This is a genomic window from Paenibacillus dendrobii, assembly GCF_009807035.1.
Lineage (GTDB): Bacteria > Bacillota > Bacilli > Paenibacillales > Paenibacillaceae > Paenibacillus_AQ > Paenibacillus_AQ dendrobii.
The window spans coordinates 586,072-605,857 of record NZ_WUBI01000003.1 but is presented as its reverse complement, the minus strand read 5'-3'; the positions used below and the strand labels follow the sequence as shown (position 1 = coordinate 605,857).

General features: G+C 50.1%; 17 protein-coding genes. 13 read left to right on the top strand and 4 right to left on the bottom strand.

What is annotated here, in order from left to right; translation table 11 throughout:
- Window positions 1-255: 255 nt before the first annotated feature.
- Window positions 256-1,668, bottom strand: a complete 1,413-nt coding sequence (locus GRF59_RS20755; RefSeq protein ID WP_237391938.1) for a sensor histidine kinase — start codon at window positions 1,666-1,668, stop codon at window positions 256-258.
- Window positions 1,607-2,338 carry a response regulator transcription factor gene (locus GRF59_RS20750; protein ID WP_160499615.1) on the bottom strand — a complete coding sequence of 244 codons (732 nt, stop codon included), beginning with the start codon at window positions 2,336-2,338 and terminating at the stop codon, window positions 1,607-1,609. Before GRF59_RS20750 ends, GRF59_RS20755 begins: the two co-directional genes overlap by 62 nt.
- Window positions 2,339-2,530: 192 nt before the next feature.
- Here GRF59_RS20750 and GRF59_RS20745 point away from each other — a divergent pair, with 192 nt between their 5' ends.
- Together GRF59_RS20745 and GRF59_RS20740 are read left to right on the top strand one after the other, a co-directional pair.
- Window positions 2,531-2,692, top strand: a complete 162-nt coding sequence (locus GRF59_RS20745) for a hypothetical protein (RefSeq protein ID WP_160499614.1) — start codon at window positions 2,531-2,533, stop codon at window positions 2,690-2,692.
- Between the two features lie 96 nt (window positions 2,693-2,788).
- The gene (locus GRF59_RS20740; protein WP_160499613.1) at window positions 2,789-3,598 is read left to right on the top strand and encodes a hypothetical protein; all 810 of its coding nucleotides are present in this window, start codon (window positions 2,789-2,791) and stop codon (window positions 3,596-3,598) included.
- 134 nt (window positions 3,599-3,732) lie between these two features.
- Here GRF59_RS20740 and GRF59_RS20735 read toward each other — a convergent pair whose 3' ends face one another.
- Both GRF59_RS20735 and GRF59_RS20730 read right to left on the bottom strand, forming a co-directional pair.
- Entirely contained in the window at window positions 3,733-4,023 is a 291-nt protein-coding gene (locus tag GRF59_RS20735; RefSeq protein WP_160499612.1) for a transporter, read from the bottom strand.
- Between the two features lie 60 nt (window positions 4,024-4,083).
- The gene (locus GRF59_RS20730) at window positions 4,084-4,386 is read right to left on the bottom strand and encodes a hypothetical protein (RefSeq protein WP_160499611.1); all 303 of its coding nucleotides are present in this window, start codon (window positions 4,384-4,386) and stop codon (window positions 4,084-4,086) included.
- A gap of 187 nt (window positions 4,387-4,573) precedes the next feature.
- Here GRF59_RS20730 and GRF59_RS20725 point away from each other — a divergent pair, with 187 nt between their 5' ends.
- The 11 genes from GRF59_RS20725 to GRF59_RS20675 all read left to right on the top strand — a co-directional run bounded on the left by GRF59_RS20725 (window position 4,574) and on the right by GRF59_RS20675 (window position 19,740).
- On the top strand, window positions 4,574-5,662 hold the full coding sequence (locus GRF59_RS20725; protein ID WP_160499610.1) for a threonine aldolase family protein: 1,089 nt from the start codon (window positions 4,574-4,576) through the stop codon (window positions 5,660-5,662).
- A 178-nt stretch (window positions 5,663-5,840) separates the two neighbouring features.
- Entirely contained in the window at window positions 5,841-7,640 is a 1,800-nt protein-coding gene (locus GRF59_RS20720; RefSeq protein ID WP_160499609.1) for a histidine kinase, read from the top strand.
- 23 nt (window positions 7,641-7,663) lie between these two features.
- On the top strand, window positions 7,664-9,208 hold the full coding sequence (locus GRF59_RS20715; RefSeq protein WP_160499608.1) for a response regulator transcription factor: 1,545 nt from the start codon (window positions 7,664-7,666) through the stop codon (window positions 9,206-9,208).
- Between the two features lie 151 nt (window positions 9,209-9,359).
- The gene (locus GRF59_RS20710) at window positions 9,360-10,694 is read left to right on the top strand and encodes an extracellular solute-binding protein (protein WP_160499607.1); all 1,335 of its coding nucleotides are present in this window, start codon (window positions 9,360-9,362) and stop codon (window positions 10,692-10,694) included.
- 38 nt (window positions 10,695-10,732) lie between these two features.
- On the top strand, window positions 10,733-11,608 hold the full coding sequence (locus GRF59_RS20705; protein ID WP_160499606.1) for a carbohydrate ABC transporter permease: 876 nt from the start codon (window positions 10,733-10,735) through the stop codon (window positions 11,606-11,608).
- A gap of 17 nt (window positions 11,609-11,625) precedes the next feature.
- The gene (locus tag GRF59_RS20700; protein ID WP_160499605.1) at window positions 11,626-12,495 is read left to right on the top strand and encodes a carbohydrate ABC transporter permease; all 870 of its coding nucleotides are present in this window, start codon (window positions 11,626-11,628) and stop codon (window positions 12,493-12,495) included.
- A gap of 294 nt (window positions 12,496-12,789) precedes the next feature.
- Window positions 12,790-14,442 (top strand): extracellular solute-binding protein, encoded by a 1,653-nt coding sequence (locus GRF59_RS20695; protein WP_237391937.1) that lies wholly within the window; start codon window positions 12,790-12,792, stop codon window positions 14,440-14,442.
- 117 nt (window positions 14,443-14,559) lie between these two features.
- Complete coding sequence (locus GRF59_RS20690; protein ID WP_237391936.1) at window positions 14,560-15,450, top strand: ABC transporter permease; 891 nt, start codon at window positions 14,560-14,562, stop codon at window positions 15,448-15,450.
- A 12-nt stretch (window positions 15,451-15,462) separates the two neighbouring features.
- Window positions 15,463-16,341 (top strand): carbohydrate ABC transporter permease, encoded by an 879-nt coding sequence (locus GRF59_RS20685; RefSeq protein ID WP_202128776.1) that lies wholly within the window; start codon window positions 15,463-15,465, stop codon window positions 16,339-16,341.
- 65 nt (window positions 16,342-16,406) lie between these two features.
- Window positions 16,407-18,137 carry a sensor histidine kinase gene (locus tag GRF59_RS20680; RefSeq protein ID WP_160499603.1) on the top strand — a complete coding sequence of 577 codons (1,731 nt, stop codon included), beginning with the start codon at window positions 16,407-16,409 and terminating at the stop codon, window positions 18,135-18,137.
- Entirely contained in the window at window positions 18,112-19,740 is a 1,629-nt protein-coding gene (locus GRF59_RS20675; RefSeq protein WP_160499602.1) for a response regulator, read from the top strand. The genes GRF59_RS20680 and GRF59_RS20675 overlap by 26 nt, the downstream gene beginning before the upstream one ends.
- Window positions 19,741-19,786 lie beyond the last annotated feature (46 nt).

The window sequence follows — 19,786 nt, the reverse complement described above, 5'->3', positions numbered from 1 at the left end:
GTCAAGATTGAGATGAAGTTTTGAATGGTTATTCAAGCCCGGAAATAAAACGAGCCAACAATTGGTATGGCTCGTTTTTTTGTTGTGATTTTTCTACATCGGATCACAATTGTATTGAGGATGTACTTGCATGTTTTCATAGGTAAGAGAATAGAGGGGGTAACATTGTGTCATTTATCTAAAAATTTCCATAAGTGGCTTGTGCCGAGTTGGAATCGATGAAATGCAGTCATTACTTTCTCCGTGATCGCGGTGTTACGCATGTAGCATCGCAGGAAAATTCAACGAGATGACGGCTCCACCATCCCGTCCGTTGCCGGCATGGATCAGGCCGCCGCAGCGCTCGACGATGGCGCGGGAGATGGCAAGTCCAAGTCCGGATTCGCCGTCTTTTCCTTTGACAAAGCGGTGGAACAGATACGGCAGCAGATCTTCCGGTATGCCCGGACCGTCATCGCTGACGCGAATCACGACATGCTCATTCTGGATATCGACATGGACATAAATATGATGCTTGGCATAACGTACCGCATTGGAAACGACGTTCAACAGTGCTTGCAGCAGCTTATCAGGGTCAGCGTGAAGCGTTACGGGCTGCACATCATCGTACACCGTATGAAGCTGAATGCCTTTTTTGACGAGGAGAGGGTTCATGCGTTCCACCGTTTCCGTTAACAGATCTTGCAGGCAGACCTCTTCGCTAGTAAAAACATCCTCTTCACTGTCCAGCTTGGCGAGCAGCGTCATTTCGGTGACGAGTTTCTTGAGGCGTGCGCTTTCGCTCATGATGACATCGAGGCCCTTGTGGACGCTCTCCCCTTCAAACACACCGTCGCGGATGCCTTCCGCATAACCCGCGATGGACATCAGGGGCGTTTTTAGCTCATGGGATGCATTTTGGAAAAACTGCTTTTGCACATGATTGAAGCGGTTTAGTTCACCTGCCATGTCATACACCGATTTGGCCACCGAGCCGATTTCACCTCCGGCCTTTACGAAACTGACGTCAGCAAAACGGCGTTCCTTCACCTTGTTCAGCTCATCCCGCAGCCTGATTAGTGGCTCAATGAACTTTTTTGTAATAAACAGGCTGAGGATAAGCATGACCACTCCCGCTGTGCTGAAAATTATTAGCAGCCGTTTCAGCAGGGCCTTTTCGATGGTTTGAATTTTGCTCAAGGGAGTATAGAGCGTTAGTTTCCCCTGAGGGGTCAACTTGTCCACAGTAATATAGCTTTTGTCGAACCCGTCACGGATGCTCTGCATGCTGGAAGAATCTATTTTAGCTATTTTGGTCATGGCCACCGGCTGGGCTTCCTCAATGGAATAAGCTGGCGATGGCGATACCGTGAGAATGCTGCCCGTTTTGTCGGTCAGAATGGCACTCACATTGGCAGTCGACGAGGCTAACGGCATCGCTATGGAGTAATCTTTGGCGATGGTATTGTACTCAGTTGCTTCTACATGCTGCAGTGAAGCGGTCATTTCTACACTCATGGCCTTCAAGTCGTCTTTCTGCGCGCCGATCAGGTGATCGAGCAGCACATAGTGAATGACGATGCCTGTCACGGAAAGCACCAGTACCAGCGCAATACCAAAGGCCAAATTAATTTGATGAACGAGTTTCATCGTGCCGGTCACCTCCATCATTTCGCATTCGGTAGCCATGTCCCCATACCGCCTCAATCGGCAGGTGTCCGATTTTCTTGCGCATCCGCTTAATCAAGTGGTCTACTGCACGGTCGCTTCCGAAATAATCATCTCCCCATACATAGCTAAGCAGCTCGTCTCTCGTAAATGCACGGTTCGGATTCTCAGCAAAAACCTGCAGCATCGTGAACTCCTTGCTGGTGAGGTCCACTTCTTCACCCTGCCAAAACACCCGGCGTTCCTCCGGTAGCAGCTGCAGATGGCCGATATCAATCGACTCAGGCGATGCAGGGGCATGTCCTTCCGAACTGTTCATTTTATACCAGCGCTGCAGCTGTCTTTTGATGCGGGCTACAAGCTCGCGCGGACTAAACGGCTTCACCAGATAATCATCGCTTCCGAGCTCAAGTCCAAGAATTTTATCAACCTCATTGTCTCTGGCGGAAATCATGATAATCGGTACTTCCGCCTCGCTGCGGATCCGCCGGCAAAATTCGTATCCGTCCATGCCGGGCAGCATAATATCCAGCACCCACATGTCGGGCGGACTGTTCTTCCACAGCTCCCAGGCTTCTTCTGCGCTGCCAAGTCCAACGGTGCGGTAGTTTTCTTTTTGCAAAAAGGCTTCGACCAGATTGCGTATATTCAAATCATCGTCCACGACGGCAATGAGATAATTGTTGTTCATTACTATATCCTCCAAGCGGAATTTCTTTTATCAGTATATCAATGGGAAGGCAGCTGAGGGGGAATGCCATCGTTTTTCCACAAATCCACCAATAGCGTGCCACATCTGATCCATATACTTGGACATGCAAGCCCGGATAGCCGGGGAATACCGGCAGATGATGGTCTAGCTGATATAAAGGAGTAGACGGAAATGGCCAAGCGAACCAGGCATACCGGTAATAAGCCGCATGTTGCCCTCAAAAGAATATTTCGGATGACGGGGCTGATGCTGCTGTGCTGGTGTGCCTTCTTTGCCTGTTCGGAGGCGGCGGTCCTGACATATGACGCGATTGTCAAACGGCTTGTCGAATAGGATTTGCGCCACCGTTTTTCCACAAATCGGCCCTTGTTATGCCACATCCGCCTTGTACACTGGGACTTGCAAAACCAAAACGAAGGAGTGTTACCCATGAACGTACAAAACATACTTAAAAGGACGGCTTTGTCCGCATTGATGTTTTCTGCAGTTGCGGCTCCGGCCGTGACGAATGCGGATAGCAGCCATCAATCCGAGACGCCTGCTGCAAAGACACAAGCTGCGATCGCCATCTCCGCAAAGGATGGCAACAACATGCAGGACATCACAATCACGAAGATTTCCGATCCGCTGGCTCTTGCCAAAAAATATGCCCCGGAAACGGTGGCGGATTGGCAAAAGACACTGGAACAATTCAAAAAAACCTTCGCATCGGAAACGATGCAGAATGTTATTGTCAGTAAAGCAGTAAGCCTGAAGGATGCTTCCGGTGTAAAAATGGACAAATCCGAGCTGTCCGTTCCTATGACAGTGGCACAGCCTGTTCCTTCCGATAAACCCATCTTTAGCGTGGAAAAGATCAAAGATATCTCTGGAGAAAAAACAGGTCAATATGAGATTGCTGTCCCTATAAGCGAAGCAAAGACAATCGCGTCTGTAAAAATTTCTCCCAGTACGGCTACCCTTAAGGATGATATCTCTGGAGAAAAAACAGGTCAATTTGAGCTGGCGGTCCCCGCAGCCAGCTTGACGGATTCGAAAGATAAAGCGGAAATGGCTTCGCTCACCGTCTCTTTCTCAACGATTGAGGCCAAGGGAGCCGAGTCAGCTTTCGGAAAGGCTTGGACAGCTTTAACCGAAGCCGAGGAATCCAATAATGCAGACGCCATCAAGAAAGCACTGGCTGAGCTGCTCCAGCAGTACAAACAGCAAATCGCCGAGAAGGAAGCCGCTGCGAAGTAAGTTTTCCGCCTTTTAAACTAGAGAGAAAACCATGTGCCGTAACGAAAGATGATCAAGGAGATCGCCAAAAGCCCCTGCCGCTGTTTGAACAGCCGAAGCAGGGGCTTTTGCGTACATATTTCGCGAGACGCTGGCTAGAAGCAGGTGAACGACTGGATTTGTCTCAAATCGATGCCGGTATACATCCAGAAGAAGCCGTTCCAGCGGAAGCCGGCAACGGAGGTCCGTCCGACAAAAATCGGATAGAACCAGAAGCCGCGGCCGCCGGACAACCAAACATAGGTATTGCGAAACAAGCAGCCGGAAATCGCGCCGGGATCGACGGCGAACGCTGAAGCGGCAGGCTGCTGCGGGGTGTACTGCGGCGGCGGGGCGGTGGGCGCCTGCTGCTGTCCTTGCGGACCAAAAGGGGGCATAAAGGCCATGGTTCGTAACACTCCTTCGTTAAGATAGGGATTTCGAATGGTTAGTTTGGGGTCAAGCCATCAGGTTGCCAGTAAGGTAATGACGAGCAGTTCATACAGAACGAGAGGCAGTATGGCACCGCTGAAGCTGCGCTGTCCGCTATGCTGTGCCATCGGCATTTGAATGTACAGGATGCCGTTATTGCAGTTGACGATCATGCCTTCAAAGACATCGCCGTCGAGCGTTTCAATTCGGACAAGCTGGTTGACGTGTTTTTGGCAGAGGTGGCTGAATTTGTCACGGACCGATTTGAGGGTATGGTGCATATTCGGATCAGCTTGATATAAGGTTTGCTGCTGATAGCCAGGATACTGCAGACTCATATTTAAGACCTCCATTTGGGGTTATCGCATGGAATATCGTATGCGGATGCCTAGATGGAGGTGTCTGGAGGAAAAGATGCAGCAGATTAGCGTACAGGCATACAGCTGGCATAAATAAGATTTCTCAACCCGATGCGGATTTAGTATGCTAGAGGAGTAGAGTTTAACCAAAGGGGGACAAACAGTCATGAGCGGCAAAACATTAATCGAAGCCTATGAACAGACAGCTTACCCGCTGGGTGGCAACGGTCCGCGCGATGTTCAGGTGTTGAAGGAAGCCTTCGATCAGGTACAAGGAAGCCTGGGAAGTGATATGTACGGCAATGGCAAGGTCATTGAGGATTTTCAAAATAAGATGGCATCGGTGTTGGGCAAGGAATCGGCGGTGTTCTTCCCAAGCGGCACGATGGCGCAGCAGATTGCGCTCCGGATCTGGTGTGACGAGAAGGGATTGAAGCGCGTCGCCTATCATCCGCTTTGTCATTTGGAAATTCACGAGCAGGACGGCTTGAAAGAGCTTCATCACATTGAGCCTATTTTGCTCGCAACCCAAGACCGGCTGATCACGCTGGCGGATGTGCAGCAGCTGGACGAGGAGATATCCTGCCTGCTTCTGGAGCTGCCGCAGCGTGAGATCGGCGGCCAACTGCCTGCTTTCGAAGAAGTGGAGGCCATTTCTGCCTATTGCCGTGAAAAAGGCATTAAGTTGCATCTCGACGGAGCGAGATTATTCGAGATCATACCTTATTACGGAAAATCAGCTGCAGAAATCTGCGCGCTGTTCGACAGCGTCTATGTATCCTTGTACAAGGGAATCGGCGGGATCGCCGGGGCGATTCTGGCGGGCGACAAGGGCTTTACGGAGCAGTCGAAGGTATGGAAAAGACGCCATGGCGGCGATCTGATCAGCCTGTATCCTTATATCATCAGCTCGGATTACTACTTCGAGCAGCGGATCGGCAAAATGTCCCAGTATTATGAGGGAGCCAAGGAGCTCGCGGCTTTGTACAATGCATGCGAAGGTGTACTCACCAAGCCCGAGGTGCCGGTATCGAATATGTTCCATGTTTACTTCGAGCTTCCGGAGGAGAAAATGGCTTCGATTCTCACCTCGGTTTTGGAGGCTTCGGGGGTCGGATTAACCGCATGGCTGCGCGATGCCGGGGATGGTATCAGTTCTTTTGAGATCAGCATCGGCGACCGCTACCCGAACGTGCCGAAGGACAAACTCCAGGAAGCCTTCCGTCTGCTGAACGAGAAGATGAGGGAGCAGTAGAATAATCTGCGCAATATCGTTTAGCCTTGGCAATTTTGCCAAGGCTTTTTGGCATTCTATCGGCATCACTTCCTTTGACAACGTTTACAAGTCGGAAAATGTTAAGTATTATAGCAAGAAAAACCGGATATTCATGATTCTCTCATCAAAATTAAAACGCTTTAAGGCGGGTGTATGTGTGAAAAAATGGCTGGGAAGATCGCTGAAGCACAAGCTTTCGCTGCTGATTATCATGACAACGCTGGTTCCGCTCCTGTTTCTCGGTTTGTTTTCGTATAAGACGGCAGAAGGTTTGACCGAGGAAAAGGCCAAGAGTTCCGGGATGAATACGCTCCGCCAGGTGGAGGTATACCTCGAAACCATGGTCAAGGACGTGGAAAACATGTCTTTGTTTCTGATCGGTCATAACGGCGTGCAGAATTACTTGAAATCGCCGGAGGGCGACCTGCTTCAGCAGACCACGATTATCAATTTCCTCACGAATTTGGCATTTTCCAAGGATTATATCGCGAACATTATTATTGAACCGCTCGGCAGCAAGCCGCCGATCTCCCACAAGTCCATCGTGGGTTCCGACTTTATCGACATTACCACCACGATTCCCGACTATTACGAGCAAAACCCCAAATGGTGGTCGAACGTGCACCGGCAGTGGACCTTTGAAGGCGCGCGCAAGGTCATTACCCTGGCCAGACCCATTCGTAGCACGGACAAATTCAAGCTCATCGGCAAGGTGCAGATTAACCTGGATCAGGGTGTCATTGCCCGGCAGATTCGGCAGGCAGCTCTGGAAAAGGGAGGGTTCGTTCTGCTCCTGGATGAGAAGGACCACATCATAGCAGGACCGGATACAATGGAAACCAATATGCCGCTATCCGTCTACTATCCCGAGATCGGAGCTTTCAAGGGACGAAGCGGATATCTGGATTATGGGTCGGGAGCCGACAAAAAAACGGTACTCTACAATACGATGTCCAGCGTGAACTGGAAGCTGGTGGGCATCATCCCTACGCAGGAATACCGCTCGCAGAACCATTACTTTCTGATTTTGACTGCCGTCGCGGTCAGCGTGGCCATGCTGTTTGTTATTATTTTCGTTGTCTTCCTGATCCAGAAAATCACCAATCCATTATCGGCACTGACTCGCTTTCTGAAAGATTCAAGCCCGGAAGAACCGCTTCCCGCGATTCCCGTAAAATCGATCGACGAGGTGGGACAGCTGATCGTCAGCTATAACCGTCTGAGTACCCGGATCGTAAAGCTGACGGATGAGGTGAAGCGCAATGAGTCGCTGAAGAAAGAGGCGGACATGCAAGCGCTGCAGCTCCAGATCAATCCCCATTTTCTGTACAATACGCTTTCATCCATCCACTGGCTGGCGCTCATGAATCGGGATTCCAAAATTGCGGAGATGGTCGGCTCGCTGAGCGACTTTCTAAGGTTCAGCCTGAATAACGGTCAGGAGTACTGTCCTGTCGGTCAAGAGATGATGCATGTCAAAAATTATGTCAGCATTCAGTCTATCCGCTATCCGGACAAATTCAGCATTCAGGTTCGGGTGGATGCCGAGGCGCAGGAACAGCATATGCTGAAATTGCTGCTGCAGCCGCTTGTCGAGAATGCCATGCTGCATGGCATTTTAAGCCGGGAGGGTCCGGGAGAAATCACGGTTGAAATTGGCTGCGACGAACAAGGGATGCATTTTGCCGTAGAGGATAACGGACTGGGCATCCCCGCCGGACGCCTGGAATGGCTGCGAAGCCAGTTGAGCAGTGCGCCGGAAGAAAATTCGGGACCTGCCGGCAAGGGCGGGTACGGGCTTCGCAACGTCCACAGCCGCCTATTGCTGCACTACGGACGTGATGCCGGACTGCATATTGAGAGCGCCGAGGGTAAGGGGACAAGAATTACGTTCAACATTCCATACCTTGAGGACGCCGTTCTTTTGCCAATAAGGGCCGAGGGGGAAACGGCTTAAGCGGAGAGAAGGGGGAGAAGAGCATGAAAGTTCTGATCGTAGATGATGAAGTGATTATCCGTACCGGTCTCAGCACGGTCATTGACTGGGAGCAAGGCGGATTTACAATTTTGGAACCAGCCTCTTCGGCGGAGGAAGCCCTGCTGCGGATTCCGTCAGAGCGTCCGGAAATTATCTTTACGGATATCCGTATGACAGGCAAAAGCGGATTGGATCTGATTCGCGAGGTCAAAGCAGATTGCCCGGATACCGAGTGGATCGTTATTTCCGGTTATGATGAGTTTGCATATGCCCAGCAGGCTATTCGGGAAGGGGTCAGCGAATATCTGCTGAAAACAAGCCGTCCTGACGAAATCATACAAGCTGCCTTACGGGCAAAAGGGCGGCTGGAGATGCGGCGGAAGTCGGATGAGCTAGGCAGGGAGAAGGATCAGCTGCTGAATCGCAGCTTTCTGAGCAGTTTGCTGTCCGCAGTTTCCGTACCGGCTGAAGAGGCGTTGCAGGAACTGTGGACACGGTATCCCCAGCTTCGGCCTGAAGGAGGCAGTTATCTGCAGATATGGCTGATTACTGCTTCAAGTAGAGCTCCGGAGGCAGGGCAGAACCGTGAGACGCTGTATAGATCGCTTGGGTCCTTGTTTATGGAGGAGATGACATGCGAGTGGCTGCCATGGAATGAGTCGCTGCTGCTGCTCATGCATGCCAAGGATGGCTCTGTGGGATGGAATCCCGTTGAACAGCTCCTGCGAAAGGCCGGTCAAAAGCTGGATTGCAGGCTGTTTGCTGCTTGCGGGAAGCCGGTCAGCGACGCGATGTTTCTAAGGGAGGCGCTGGATACAGCGATAACCGCCAAGTCCTATGAGTGGCTGCTGGGCGGACAGCATATCGTACGGTTCGAAGATATTCAGACGCGCAAGGGTTGCCGGGGGATGTGTACCCATGAGGAGGAAGCGGCGCTTACAGCCTTGTTGAAGTCAGGGGATGAGACAGCTTTGCGGAATTGGGTAACGAGTGTTACAGATCAGCTCCGAATAGACGGACAAGCCACGCCAACCACAGCCTCAGCGTATTTGCATTCCCTTATTCTCGCCGGTCAACGCTGGTTGGAACGGGCAGCCGCTTCGATCGGGTATAACCGTCAGCTGCAGGAGAGGGAGGAAGCGGGACGGGTGAGGCTTGCAGATGAGACGCAGCAGGAGCTTTTCCGCCGGTTTAGGCACATGATGGAGGAGTACAGAAGACTGGTTTCCGAAACGACTCCCGTAGAGCGCGCCGTCACCTACATCCATGAGCATCTGGAACAGAGCCTTTCCCTTGCCCAGGTGGCGAGGCATGTACATATGAATCCCAACTATTTCAGCGAGGTATTTAAACGGGAGACCGGTCAGAACTATATTGAATTCGTCACCCAGGCCAAGCTCCGCCAAGCGATGGTTCTCCTAAGCGAGACGCCTGCCAAGATCAGCGAGGTGGCCAAGCGGATCGGATATGAGGATATCAAGTACTTTAACCGTTTATTCAAGAAGTTTACAGGCAAGACTCCGTCGGAGTACCGCGGAAACAGCTGAAAATATTCCCCATACCGGCTGAATTCTGTCCCCTATGGCCGGGGAGGCATCCTCTCTTATACTGAGGTTATTCGACATATCCGGAAGCCGCCGGACGGGCCAAGTCAACAAGTCCCGGGCTGCTTCCGCATAATCCAAGGAGGATCGATTGATGAAACCAGTACGGAAAATAGGTCTTTTACTGCTGCTTATGACCTTCATTCTGGCAGCATGCGGAGACAGCGGCAGCGACAGCCAAACCGCTGATCAATCCGGAGGCAAGAGCTCGGGGGAAAAGGTAAAGCTCAGCATTTGGCATAACTTTGCCGGCGACGATCTGCGTGCCAAAACCGTCAGAGGCATCATTGAACAGTTCGCGAAGGATAATCCGGACATTGAGCTGGATGCGCAGGCGATTCCGCCGGACGGCTACCGCCAACGTTTGAGCACGGTGGCAGCAGGCAATGAACTGCCGAATATTTTCTTCGTTTACGCAGGCAGCCACTCCGCCGAGATGTACAAAGCCGGATTGTTGCAACCGGTTACAGAAATCGCGGAGCAACACAAGGACTGGAAGGAGAAATTCTTGCCTGGAGCCTTCGATCCGTACGAATTTGAAGATAACCAGATTTACACTGCGCCGATCGGCATGTCGGCTACCTCGATTTTGTACTACAACACCGCTTTGTTTCAAAAATATAACGTAAAAGTTCCCGAAACCTGGGATGAGCTGATGACCGCAGTCAAAGTATTTAACGAGAACAAGCTGACTCCGATCGCGCTGGGCAATAAAGCGCCTTGGGTGGCGCAATCAACGATCCTGGGCACGCTCGCGGATCACGTGACGGGCACCGAATGGTTCAGAAATGCGGCAGCCCAGAAGGATGCCAAGTTTACCGATCCCCAGTTCGTCGAGGCCCTGGGCTACTTCAAACAGCTGGTGGATAACAAGGCCTTCCAGGATGGGGCCAACAGTATCGATAATACACAGGCAGAACAATATTTCATCCAAGGCAATGCGGCTATGATGATCAGCGGCGCCTGGACACTTACCAACCTTGCGGCTTCAGCCAGTGAGGAACAACTGAAGGATATTGACGTAACGGTGATGCCTTCGATCCCCGGGGGCAAAGGAGAAGCGAAGACCATTTCCGGAGGTGCCGGGGGAGGCATGGCTCTGAGCAAGCGGACGGAAGGGGCTACGAAAGAAGCCGCGCTGAAGCTTATTTACGCGATCAGCGGTCCTGAAGCACAGAAGGCGATTGCCGAGAGCAACTCTATGGTCATGTACGACACGGATATCGACCAGAGCAAGGTCAGCTCCTTGTATTACAAGGCGTTTAATCTGGTGAAGAAAACGGCCATCACGCCGGTATATGATGCGTATCTGACTGCAGATGCCGCCGAGGTCATCAATAACGGTCTTCAGGAAATCATGACCGGGGCTTCACCGGAGAGCATCGCGAAGAAACTTCAGGATGCGCAGGCTAGATCGATAACTCCTTAGAGGCCGCTTGATTCAGCATGAAGGAGGGAGATAACGCCATGTCAACCGCTCTCAAAAGCAAAGGGTTTATCGCCCTTGCCCTGCTACCCGCCCTGATTCTGTTTCTGGTATTCGTGATTATTCCGATTTTCTGGTCGGCCTATTACGGGTTCTTCGAATGGAAGGGACTCGGAACAGCTAAATTCATCGGCTTCGGCAATTACAATGAAATCATTCATGACCGGATATTCTGGAATGCGCTGCTAAATAATCTGTTGCTCGTCGCATCGGCGATTGTCGGACAAATACCGGTGGCGCTGCTGCTGGCGCTGGTGCTGCTGCGCAACTCGCTATTTTCCAAGTTCATCCGCTCCGCGGTATTTATGCCGATGGTATTGTCTACGGTCGTCGTTGGCCTGATCTGGGGATATATCTATCACCCGCAGTTCGGTCTGGCCAACTTTATCCTGAAGGAGATCGGACTGGGGTCGTGGACCCGGGCCTGGCTGTCGGAGCCGCACATCAACATGCTGGCGATTACCATTCCGATCAACTGGAGCAATATTGGGCCGTATATGGTCATCTATATTGCCGCGCTGCAAAATATCCCCTCCGAAATCGGCGACGCTGCCGAAGTGGACGGGGCCAGAGGCTGGAGAAAGCTCATTTACGTCACGCTGCCCATCATCTGGAGCACTGTCATCGTTACGCTGGTCTTATGCATTTCAGGCAGTCTGAAGGCCTTCGATCATGTTATCGTCATGACGAACGGCGGGCCCGCTCATACCACGGAACTGCTCGCCACGTATATGTACAACAATACCTTTCATGTGTATAGGTACGGATACGGCTCGGCGGTTTCCACGGTTATTATGCTTGTCAGCGCGCTCCTTATCGCCGTGAATTATGCTGTGACCAAGCGTAGATCTGCATAGGGAAGGGAGTGGGAGAGATGGAACTTACAACCGCCGCATCACGGAAGAAGGAAGGGCGCGGATGGGCATGGAAGGGCCTGTCAGGGTTCGGCAAGCTGCTTCTGACCGCCTATGCGGTGCTCACGCTATATCCTTTGTATTGGCTATTCATCAGCGCGTTCAAGACGAATGAGGACTTTTTCAGGCATCCTTACGCGCTGCCCCATGTCTGGATGAAGGAGAATATATCCCGGGCCTGGGAGCTGGGCAAAATGGGACGGGCGATGATGAATTCAACGCTGGTCACCGTAGCGGCCGTGATATTGACGCTTTTGCTTGGCATTCTGGCCGGATATGTGCTGTCCCGTTTCGAATTCAAGCTGAAGAAGCTCGTCATGGGACTATTCCTTGTCGGTCTGCTGATTCCGATTCACAGTACGCTGGTTCCTTTGTTTCTAATGATGAAGAAGATCGGCCTGCTGGATACTTACGGCGCTTTAATCCTGCCTTATACGGCATTTGAGCTGCCGATCACGATTTTTCTGGCTATTGGATTCATGGCGTCCATTCCGCGCGAAATTGAAGAAGCCGCTATGATCGATGGCAGCGGATGGTGGAGGATTTTCGGCCGGATCATTTTTCCGCTCTGTACGCCGATCGTTGCGACCATATCCATTCTTGCTTTTCTGAGATTTTGGAATGATTTTTCCTTCGCGCTGGTTTTTATTAATTCGCAATCCCTGAAGACGCTGCCGCTAAGCTTGTCCTTGTTCTCCGATGGATTTGGGACGGACTACAGCCTGACGATGGGAGCCATGGCGATTGCCGTCATCCCGACGATCATCATCTACTTGATCCTGCAGGATCAGATTATGAAAGGGATGGTGGCCGGCTCGATCAAGGGATAGTTGCTTTGAATGAAAAGTGAACATTTGATTGATGAAGTGATGCATGACACGCTCGCAATTCGCTTGCCCGCCATAGGCGGGCTTTTTTTTGTCTGATTGGTCATTTTATAGTAGAAGTCCAGGACCGATTTCCGGAACATGTGCCACCGGTGATGGGTATAATTCCATGGATGTTGTACAACAAGTCGGAATATTACCATCAACCTCGGAATATTTCTATTTCTCGCCTAAAGCCAGCTCTCTATACTTGAGAATAGGAACAAAACCACATCACAACTTGAGGGGGAATCGGGTTTGAGAAGAAAGAAGCTAAAGATATGGAATAGTATCCTAGCTCTTACCATGGTGTGCTCAATTGCAACCGCTTGCAGTTCAGCCGGTAAAACCGATGGAAACGGGAGTGCCGAAGGAAATCAGGAGAGCCATTTGGTAAACGGAAAGTTTGAACCGCCAATCACGATTACAACGGTTTCCCCTGTTATTGGGCCGCAATATAAGTTTATGGAAGGCGATTCGCTGAATGATAACTTTCACATTCGCTGGGCCAGGGATACGCTGGGCATCAACATTAAATTTTTATGGAACGTTGACGGAACAGAGGCTTATCAGACCAAGCAAAGGCTTATGCTGGCCAGCAATGAACAGCTGCCGGATGTGATGTACGTCCACAATAACCAAATCAATACCTTTATTGAATCGGGACAAGTGATGGATATTACTGAAGCGTTTGAAAAGTATGCACCCGAACGGTTGAAAGAGGCCTTTAACAAGGACCCCGAATTATGGGTTCGAGTAGCGAAAGATGGGAAGAAGTACGGGCTTCCGGTCTTGTCGGATACGGAAACGAATGCTGTTATGTTTATCCGCCAGGACTGGCTGGACAAGCTGGGCCTTAAAGCGCCGACAACCATCGATGAGATGGAGCAGGTCATGGATGCATTCACTAACAAGGACCCGGACGGCAATGGCAAAAAGGATACCATCGGCATATCGCTTTCGGGTAAAGATAAGCTCGCTACCTGGGCGGCGACCGCCGATTTCGTCTTCGGCGCGTATAACCAAATGCCAGAGCTTTGGTTTAAAGCGGAGGATGGCACCCTGAAGTATGGATCAATTCAGCCTGAGGTAAAAACGGCACTGGGCAAATTAGCTGATTGGTTCCAAAAGGGTTATCTGGATAAATCGCTTGGAACCCTCGACAACGAAAAAGCAGCCGAAAGCTTCATTCAAGGAAAGTCCGGTATCTATGTAGGTCCTGCCTACTCTCCGGAATGGCCGCTTTCGGACATGATGAAGGATAAAACAATGGCCGTTAAGGCATATCCGATTCCAAAAGGACCGGATGGGCAATTTGGCAGTACGGCGGCCGAGAAAACGAACCACGCGCTGATGTTCCGGAAGGATTTCAAGCATATGGATGCATTCTTCGCATATCTGGACAAAACGATGAAGCCATATGACAAGGACTCTGAATTCTACTATGGACAACAGGAAGGCTTCGATTATGCGATGGAAAACGGGAAGCCGGTTTACAATTCCGATAAGGTGACGGCCGGGGCGGATCCATACGCTTTGCATTTAACGGCATTCCCTTACAAATTACCTGGGACGAAGCAGCCTTATGATGAATTGTTAGCCGGAAAAACTCCGGAAACGCCAGATGAGATCAAAGCTGCATCTTTACCTGAGGTAGAGCTTAATGCATTCTCCATTATGTACAGAGACAAAGGCAAACAGGCGATGTTTAACGCCTTCGCCGGTCCTGCCACGCCTACAATGTCGAAGAAGGATGAACTATTGAAGAAAATGGAACGGGAAACGTTCCTGAAGATTGTGTATGGTGAGCAGTCGTTGGACTCCTTTGATAAGTTCGCGACGGATTGGGCGAAGGCCGGCGGCGACGAGATTACGAAAGAAGTCAACGAATGGTATAAGAGCACCAAGTAATGAAGTAAGTCATGTCGCACGAGCGACGAAGCTGGATCAATATGGGCTTGCAAAAGGTCTGTCGATCTTCTTGTAAGCCCTGCATTTTTTTGACTGCGATTAAGGAGGTCATAGAAGTTGAAATGGAGACGCTCATTTCCGCTGCATTTGCTCGTTTTACCTTCCGTCTTGTTTGTACTGATCTTTCAGTACATTCCCATGGGCGGCATTGTCATTGCCTTTCAGGACTATAAGCCTTGGCTGGGCATCCGGCATTCGGCTTGGGTCGGATGGGAGAACTTCGAGTACATCTTTACGTATCCGGACAGCAAGCAGGTCATCGTCAATACGCTCATCATTGCATTCTTTAAAATCGTGGCCGGGATGATCGTGCCGTTTACCTTCGCACTGCTGCTGAACGAGATACGTCTCGTCATTTTCAAGAGAAGCGTTCAGACGCTTGTCTACCTGCCGCATTTTTTGTCGTGGGTCATTCTGGGCGGAATTTTGACGGACATTCTGTCCATTAACAATGGACTTGTGAATCAATTCGTGTCATGGCTCGGATTTGAACAAATCCCATTCCTGCAGGATGGCAGCTGGTTCCGCTTCACGGTCATTCTGAGTGATATTTGGAAAGAGTTCGGATTTTCGACAATTATCTATTTAGCGGCGCTCACGGCCATCAATCCCTCGCTATACGAAGCGGCGGAAACCGATGGAGCCGGCCGATGGAAGCAGACGATTCATATTACGATCCCTTCGATTCTCCCGATTGCAGCATTGGTCGGAACGCTTGCGCTCGGCAATATCCTCAATGCCGGCTTCGACCAAATCATGAACCTGTATAACCCGCTCGTGTATAACAAAGGGGACATCATCGACACGTTTGTATACCGTCAAGGGATTCTAGGTTCGCAATTCAGCTTCTCAACGGCCTTTGGATTGTTTAAATCTGTCATCAGCATGACGCTTATCGTCGTTTTTTATCGCTTGGCTTACAAATATGCTAACTATCGTCTTTTCTAACGGGAGGTAATCATGCGACGTTCGTTTTCCTATCGGGTATTTTCGGTTGCCAATCATTTGTTTTTGGTCCTCATATCCCTGTTGTGCATTTTGCCGCTGTTACATATTCTTGCGGTATCTCTTAGCTCAAAGGCCGCTGCAACGGCAAATATCGTCAAATTTTGGCCGGTAGAGCTAACGTTTGACGCGTATCGGCTTACGATAGAGAATTCCTTTTTCATCGGTTCCCTATGGAATTCCATCGAACGGACCGTTCTTGGGACATTGATATCCATGGTGCTGTGTATTACAGCGGCTTATGCGTTGTCCAAAGAGAATCGGGTCTTTCCGGGACGCACCTTTTACTCATGGTTTTTCATTTTTACGATGCTGTTCAGCGCGGGTCTTATTCCGAGTTATCTGGTCGTGACCAATCTGGGCATTAAAAATACGATCTGGGCGCTGGTGCTTCCTGGAGCGGTCAGCGTCTATAACATGGTTCTCATGCTCAACTTTTTCCGGGGAATTCCTAAGGACCTCGAAGAAGCGGCATTTATGGATGGAGCCGGACATTTCGTAACGCTCTGGAAAGTTTATCTGCCGCTCTCCATGCCATCCGTAGCTACCTTGTCGCTATTTTCGATGGTGGGAAATTGGAATGCATGGTTCGACGGTCTCATCTATTTGAATAATGCGCAGGATTATCCGCTGGCGACCCTCCTGCAGCAGTTGACGGCAGGTATAGATATGAGCACTTCAAGCGCGGTAAACGCCGATGCCTTGAAAAACATTGCGCAAAGAACCGTAAAAGCGGCCCAGATCTTTTTGAGCATGATTCCGATCCTGATCGTGTACCCTTTCTTGCAAAGATACTTCGTTCAGGGGATGACGCTCGGTTCGGTAAAAGAGTAGTCGTTGGCTTAGTCAGCCCTGTGATATGCTGGGAGTAAAAGATTTCGAGCAGATGAGGCGAAGCGATGAAACTAAAGACAAGCACATTCACGAAAATCCTTTGTGTCATTATACTGCTGTTACTGTGCGTGGTAATTCTTTACTCCTTTTCGTATCAAAGAAGCGTGAGATTAATCCGGGAGGAACTGACGAATTCCAATTTGAACCGGTCGGCTTTTTTTCTATACCAAATCGATACGGTGATGGACCAGTTCACCGCAAACGGCATCACGTTAAGCAGCGACCCGGCCGTACTGGAAATGACCGATCGCTATTTGCTCCAAACCTATTACAACCGCACCAAAATTCAAAATGACCTGACCAGCAAATTACTGCTTCAACGATCGGCCACCAACTGGTCGAATCAAATATCGGTATACTTCCCGGAACTAAAGAGCGTGGTATCCACGGATTTGGACCGCGTAGGTTATGTGGAGGGCTATTTCAAAGAGCACTATGCCCCAAACTGGACGTATCGGGAAAACGATCGAACGCATGAGTTTTTTCGCCAGATCACTTACCCGCCGACGGCCAGTATACTTCAGGCACAAGCTGTCGTTGAAACCAGAATACCCACCAGCAATTTGTCGGATCTTCTGGATCAGCTGAAGATGGATGGGAAAGGCGAGCCGTTTTTGACGGACGGGAGTCATATCATCGCTCCCCACTCTTCGGACACGAAGCTTATTTACGATGTGATAGCGAAATTGAATGAACCATCGCTGCAGGGTTACACGACGATTCGTATCGATGCTAACGATTATATTGTTTCTTATGCAAAATCCAAGACGATCGGCATGTATCTAGTCAGCTATATTCCGCTAACCGAGATTTTGCATCCAATTGCGGTGAGCCGGAACCTGTTTTACGCTTCTCTCTTAATTTTATTGTTACTCGGGGCATTCGCCGCGATGCTGCTCTATCGGAGCGTGCAGATTCCAATTAAACAATTAATCCAAAGATCCAATCGGATCGCAATGGGGAATTTCTCGGTGCAGCCGTTCCCGCGTACGGGGAATGAATTCGAATATTTGTTTCAGAAGTTTGAAAACATGGCCAGGAGCTTGGCCGAATTGATCGATAAGGTATATGTCGAAACGATACGTTCGCGGGACGCAACCCTGAAACAGTTGCAATCGCAGATCAATCCGCATTTCTTGTACAATTCGCTCAGCTTTATTGTCAACATGACCAAGTTAAAGCAGGATCAGGCGGTTATAGCCATGGCACATCATCTTAGCGACTATTTCCGTTACACCACGCATGTCGAGAATCAACTGGCGACGGTTCAGGAAGAGATCCAAATGATTTCGCACTACCTCGAAATCCAGTCGATGCGCAGCAAGCGATTGCGCTATGAAATCGATGTTTCAGAAGGAATGTTTTCCCTCATGATTCCGCGGCTTATCGTACAGCCGCTGGTGGAGAATGCCATTCTCCATGGCATCGAGCAACGGGTGGGAGACGGGCGGATTCGGATTACGGGCGAAGAACATAACGGAGAATATCTCCTAATCATAGAAGATGACGGGATAGAGGTGACGGGTGAGCTATTAGACGAGATGCGTCAAAAAATCAATCTACCTGCGAATCCGGATACAGCATCGGAAGGATGCGGATTGCAAAATGTTCATCTCCGCATGAAACTCCACTTTGGCGATGACGCAGGGGTTCGGCTTAACCCGGCTGTCCCGGTTGGGATGAGAGTCATTTTACATTGGAGGTGCCGTGATGTTTCAGATTCTGATCGTGGATGACGAGGAACATGCGGCCGACAGCTTGGCGGTTGCACTGGATTGGGAGAAATTTGGTATTCACAAGGTCATGACGGCTTACTCGGGGCCTGAAGCGATTGAGACGATAAATCGGGAAACGGTACATCTGTTAATTACGGATATTCGCATGCCCGGTATGACCGGCTTACAGTTGATCGAGGCCATAGGCCAGCTTTCTCCCAAAACGAAGTCGATTGTATTAAGCGGATATAATGAGTTCGATTACGCGAAGGAGGCAATCCGACACGGTGCCCTGGATTATCTGCTGAAGCCTGTCAAGGACGGCGAACTGGAGAATGTCATCACGACTGCGATCAAGGGAATTCGCCAGGAATGGGAAACCCTCGTAGCCAGCCAACAGTCCATTCTCACGTTGAAGCAAAATCTGCCGCTGCTTCGAAGCGCGTTGCTGCAGGATCTAATTCGCGGCAAGTGGATCAGCACGGATATTTTGGATGAACGCCTACGGCTGTATGAGCTTTCTTTCCAGGCGGGCGATTCCGCTGCGCTAGTTCTGATGCGTATTGAGTGGGAAGATCAACATGAAGATCTTCAGAGCAGAGAGCTGCTTGAATATGCGGTAACCAATATTGCCGAGGAACTCTGTGAAGGTTCATTTGTACTCTGGACATGCAAAGATCCTAACGACTATCTTCTTATGATCATTCGTCAGGATCTTCAGGATAGGGATGCTGTGCCATCACCGGGTTCAGCGGATTTACTGGAGCGGAAGATCAGCGAACTGAAGCTCGCCGTCCAAACGCTGCTGAAATTATCGGTGTCCATTGTCATGACGCCCTTTGGTTCCCTGCCTGCGGATTTGCCCATGTTTTATCAAGAAGCGCTATCGACATTTAGGCGGCAGATTGGCAAAGAACGCGGCTTATTCATCCATTTTCTCGATCAAAACGAACGGGATGAAGCGATCCATATCCACTATTTAAGCGAGCAGCCGTCGCTGCAGCAGCTCATGGAGACGGGGTCGTGGGATAAGGCGGAACAAAAGCTGGAGAAAATTTTCGGCGAATTCGAAAGCAGTATCTTTTCCTCCCAAGAATATGTATGGGAACTCTATTTTTATCTATCGCACACGTTCACGCACCTGGCTCATAAGAATACCGCATTGCTTGATGACATCGTCGGGCATACCTTTTTTGAGCTTCCCCATATGAGATTGGATTTCTCTCTGAAGCAATTGAAGGAGTGGTCCAGTGGGCTCATGGACGCGTTCAAACAATATGCGCAAGCCGAATGGCAGAGCAATCGCCGTTCCATCGTTGATCGTATCAGGCGCTATATCGATGATCATTTAAGCGAGTCCCTTTCGGTTGAAACGATTGCGGGCGAACTTCATTTTAACTCCGATTATTTGTCGAAGGTATACAAGAATGAGACGGGCGAGAGCATGAGCGATTATATCTATAAACTGCGCATGCAGCGGGCCGCTTCTTTATTACTCGAGACGGATGATCTCGTATACGACATTGGACTGCGGCTCGGGTACCCGAACCCTAATTATTTCATCAAGGTGTTTAAGAAATTCTATGAAGTAACGCCTCAAGAATTTCGTGAGAGACATCGATGAAAGACATCGATGATAAGACCTGAGCCCTCCAGTGAATATGAAGGAA